This window comes from Thiocapsa sp. (genome assembly GCF_035467215.1).
GTDB lineage: Bacteria > Pseudomonadota > Gammaproteobacteria > Chromatiales > Chromatiaceae > Thiocapsa.
In genome coordinates this window covers 1-4384 of the sequence record NZ_DATITZ010000128.1, presented here as the reverse complement: position 1 = coordinate 4384, position 4384 = coordinate 1, and the positions used below count along the sequence as shown (strand labels likewise).

Below are 4384 nucleotides of genomic sequence, written 5' to 3'. Positions count from 1 at the left end.
TCAAGGCCAGCAGGAAGGGTGCACGCCGGTGCGACAGGGCCGCTGCGTCGCCGGGAGAGCCGGCGCCCGCGATGGCCGCCGCGCCGGATTGCTCGGGCAACAGTTCTGCCGAGCGTGGCTTGCGTCGGACCAGCGACGTCGCCAACAACCCCAGCGCGAGTGGGACGAGAAGCCAGAACGGCGCCAGCGGTCCATCCGGCAAGTGCGAAGGCGCCTCCTCGCGTGCGATGCGGACGGGCTCGCCGACAACCGCTGGCGCCGATCCAGCCTGATCCGACGGGCAAGGGCAGTTCTCGTCGCTGGGTTGGTCGGGGTCGAGCGAGGGCGCCACCTCTGCCTGTCTCGGACCATCCACGAACACAGGTGCAGCCGACTCCGGCGCGGGTTGCTCGACCACCGCCGGACACATCAGCGCCCGTCCGCTGCGGCGATGCTCCGCCCACTCGCGCGCCTGACGCTCGATGCCCCGCCGAGCCGTCGCCGCATCCAGCGCACCCATGGATTCGGGCGACGGCACACGCAACACGGCGCCGACACGCAAGACCCCGTTGACGTTGCACGCAAGCGAGAAGGCGTCCGGGTTCGCCTCCAGCAGGGCGAGCATCACCTGATCGCGGCTGAACCCCACCTCGGTCGCGATCCGATCGGCGATCTTCCAGAGAGAGTCGCCCGAGCGGATCGGACCGACATCCTCTACCGCCCACAGTGGCAGGGCCGCAGCCGCGAACCAGAGGGCCAGAACCACGACCGACGTGCGACGGACCCTATCGGTCATCTCGAGAGACCCACTGAATCCGGCACCATCGAAAATATCCAGGCCGGAACCGAGACACCGCCGACGACGAGGCGGTTACGTGCCAACCCCTCGTACAGCGCGCCCACCTTGCGCGCAACGCCGGCACTCGACACATTCCCCTCGGCAACGACGATCTCGATCCGCATCAACCCCAGCTCCGCAAAGCCGAATCCCGCCATCGTGCGCACCGCGCGTGTCGCAATCCCCTCCCGCTGCCGCAACGCGCGCACCCAATACCCCAGATTGCACAGCTTGTGCTCGGCGATGAGATGATTCAGCCCGATGCCCCCGAGCATCTCGCCGCCCTCCTCCGCGAAGATCCCCAGCTCCACCGCCGAGCAGGCCGCAAGCTCCGCTGCGCAGATCGCGAACCAGGCACGCGCCTCGCCGATACTGAAATCCTCATGGCACCAGGACATCCAGCGCCCGACCGAGCTCGCGGACTCGCGCGCCGCGCGGGCGAATGCCGCGGCGTCGGTGGGGACGAATGGCCTTAAACAGACCCCCTCTCCTCTCAGCGGCTCCGGCAACTCTCCGAGCATCGATGCCTCCCGGGACGGTGAAGGATCACGCTCGCAAGTCTACGCCGCTCGGGGCGACGCACGAATTCCGGGCACCGGTGACGATGCCGACCATGACCGAAAGCATCCGACCTTCCGCATGCGTTCACTCGTGCTGGACGCTCTCCACGGACCTTTCGGGCAATGACGTGGCGAGGCTCCCGACCGACAACCGTCATCCGTGCGGCTCGATACCGGCTAGAGAACGCGAAACGTGTAACAATAGACTCGGCCCTACGCCATTCGCTGTCCAGGCCCCTGTCGACCCATGAGCCACGACCAAAACTTCAAGAACCTGATTGTCGACTACCCGCGCGAGTCGATCGCCTTCTTCGCCGCGGTCGAGTCCCGGGCCATCGATCCCGGCGCACGTATCCTGCCGATCCGCGAGGAACAGCTCAAGGAACGCTTGGGCGAGCGCTTTCGCGAGCTCGACGTCCCTTTGCTGGTGGAATGGCCGGATGGGCGGCGTGCCGCCCTGCTGTTCGTGTTCGAGGAAGAAACCGAGCCCAAGCGCTTCTCGATCCATCGCTTGGCGCATTACTGTCTGGATCTGGCCGATCTGTGCGGGACCGACCGGGTGGTTCCGGTAGTCATTTTTCTGCATCCCGGGAGCTACGCCACGCGTCTGCGTCTCGGCAGCGAGAGCACCGCCTATCTGGACTTTCACTGTCTGGACTGCGCCCTCTTCGCGCTGCGCGCCCGCGAGCACCTGGACAGCCGCAATTTAGCGGCGCGGTTGAATCTGCCCAACATGGCCTACGCCCCGGAGGACAAGCTCGAGGTGTACGCCTCGGCCGTGCGCGGCCTGCGCGAATTCGAGCCCGATCCTGAGCGGTGTTTGAAATATCTCGACTTTATCGACATCTACGCCGCTCTGGATGAGAATGAACGCATTCTATACACCCAACGCTATCCCCAAGAGGCGGCCGACATGAGCGGATTTGCCAAACGCTTCATCGAGCAAGGTATCGAGCAAGGCATCGAGCAAGGGATCGAGAAGGGCATCGAGCAAGGCGTGCAGCGCGGTGAAGCCCGGATGCTCCTGTCCCTCCTGCGGTTGCGTTTCGGTGAATTACCCGACACCGTGCAGCAACGCATCGAGAGCGCCGACGCCGATACCCTGCTGCGCTGGTCCGAGCGAGTGCTGACCGCCGTGACGCTGGCCGAGGTTCTCGACGACGCCTGTTGACCGGCGGTTCGCCGTGCCGGCGCCGATCCCGATCGTCGTAAAGCCGCGGCAATCGCAACGCGAACGCGTTCGTCCGAGTGCAACCCGGATCGTCTCCGGATAGTGGGTCCGTATAAGGCATGCAGACATTTTCGATCAGAGATCTCAGGAAGCATTCCGGTGATCTCGTCCGCGAAGCCAAGTCCGGACGACTGTCCGTGGTGACCAAGGATGGAGAACCGATCTTTCTTGCAATCCCTTTCGATGAGTCCCTCCTCCTCGGTGGACTGGCGACAACCCTCGCGACGCGACTGTTCGACGAGGAAGCGATCTCCTTCGGGCAAGCGGCGAAGCTCGCCGAGATGGATTCCGCCGAGTTTATGGAGATCCTGAACCGCCTGAAGATCCCCGTCGCCCGTCCACGTCACGGTGAATTGGAGCAGGAGCTTGAAACCTTCGGCTGAAGCGATCGTCGCGGATACCGATCCATTGATCGACCTGTCCCACATCGGCGACCCACCGGTCGACGCACGCAGGATCCCGTCATCGCGATGCACCGGTTGAGTCAGGCGCCTTCGATAAGATCCGAGCCGGAACGGCATTTGGCATCTCGGCTTCGTCAGGTACCATAGAATGACCGCACGGGGCCTTTCGACCCACATGGGTCGTCCCCCGCCTGCCGGAGACCTATTACAGTTCCAAAAAAAGGAAAATTGACGCGGCAGGCTCACGAAATGAGCCTGTGCAGGGGTAATCTGACCCGGCGTAACAGTAGGGAGTGCTGCCGATGGAATCCTCAGACACCTATTTTCGGTATTGGGGGAAAGCGGACCGGAGTTTCGACGGAGAGCCGAAGTGGCATCCCCTGGTCTACCACTGTCTGGACGTGGCCGCCTGCGGACAGGTGCTTCTGCGGCATCAGCCGGCCTGGCTGGAAAAAATAGCTGACCTGTCCGGCCTCGATCCCGGCGTCCTGTCGCAATGGCTGGCGTTTCTCCTCGCCATCCACGACATCGGCAAATTCGGGGATGGCTTTCAGGCGTTGCGGCCTGATCTGCAAGGCGAGCTTCAAGGGCAAGCTGCCCAAGTTGCTTACGACGTGCGCCATGACACGCTGGGCTATGCCTTGGGCATGGAATCGCTGCCCGGCTGGCTTGGGCGTGATGCAAGCGATGAGCTGGAAAGCGATCTACTGCGACCCTGGCTGGCGGCTGTCGCGGGGCATCATGGCCGCCCTCCGAAAAATCTGCCGACGCAGGCGATTCTCAAACGCCAGTTCCGCCCGGATGTGCTCGCCGATGTTCGGCAATTCGTCGAAGATGCGAGGCAATTGTTGCTCCCTATTGGCTGGTGCCTGCCCGAACCGGCGCCCGGCGGAGCCGAACGACAACAGCAAGCCTCGTGGTTGGTTGCCGGATTCGCCGTCGGCAGCGACTGGCTCGGGTCGAATACCCGATGGTTCCGCTATCAGAACCCGGAACGGAGTCTGGAAGACTACTGGCAAACCGTCGCGCTCCCGACTGCCGAACAGGCGGTCCACGAGAGCGGTTTGCTCGGGTCGTCTCCAGCCAAACAGACCACTTTCGCTGGCTTGTTTCCACGTCTTTCTTCCGCGCTCACACCACTCCAGACCTGGGCGGATTCCGTCACGATTGCACCGGGGCCACAGCTCTTCATTCTGGAAGAGCTGACAGGCGGCGGCAAGACCGAAGCCGGGCTCACGCTGGCCGCGCGTCTCATGTCCGAAGGCCGGGGTCGCGGCCTCTATTTCGCCCTGCCGACAATGGCCACGGCGGACGCCATGTTCGACCGATTGCGGAAACGGCATACCGGTCATGGCCAAGAGACCTGGCAAGG

The 4384-nt window shown here is 63.8% G+C and carries 5 protein-coding genes; 3 read left to right on the top strand and 2 right to left on the bottom strand.

Annotated elements, in window-relative coordinates; all coding sequences use genetic code 11:
• Positions 1-775, bottom strand: a 775-nt coding sequence (locus VLR48_RS07395; RefSeq protein WP_325291165.1) for a FimV/HubP family polar landmark protein, incomplete at its 3' end; no start/stop codon positions are given.
• Positions 772-1338, bottom strand: a complete 567-nt coding sequence (locus VLR48_RS07390) for a GNAT family protein (RefSeq protein WP_325291164.1) — start codon at positions 1336-1338, stop codon at positions 772-774. The genes VLR48_RS07395 and VLR48_RS07390, both read right to left, overlap by 4 nt.
• Positions 1339-1624: 286 nt before the next feature.
• Here VLR48_RS07390 and VLR48_RS07385 point away from each other — a divergent pair, with 286 nt between their 5' ends.
• The 3 genes from VLR48_RS07385 to VLR48_RS07375 all read left to right on the top strand — a co-directional run.
• On the top strand, positions 1625-2548 hold the full coding sequence (locus tag VLR48_RS07385) for a DUF4351 domain-containing protein (RefSeq protein WP_325291163.1): 924 nt from the start codon (positions 1625-1627) through the stop codon (positions 2546-2548).
• Between the two features lie 197 nt (positions 2549-2745).
• A complete protein-coding gene (locus VLR48_RS07380) occupies positions 2746-2991 on the top strand; it encodes a UPF0175 family protein (RefSeq protein WP_325291162.1) in 246 nt (81 codons plus the stop codon).
• A gap of 323 nt (positions 2992-3314) precedes the next feature.
• A partial coding sequence (locus VLR48_RS07375) for a CRISPR-associated endonuclease Cas3'' (protein WP_325291161.1) occupies positions 3315-4384 on the top strand: 1070 nt, incomplete at its 3' end.

Coding starts and splice junctions, on each gene's coding strand:
- VLR48_RS07390 (WP_325291164.1), bottom strand. CDS start 1,338: ATGCTCGGAGAGTTGCCGGAGCCGCTGAGAGGAGAGGGGGTCTGTTTA.
- VLR48_RS07385 (WP_325291163.1), top strand. CDS start 1,625: ATGAGCCACGACCAAAACTTCAAGAACCTGATTGTCGACTACCCGCGC.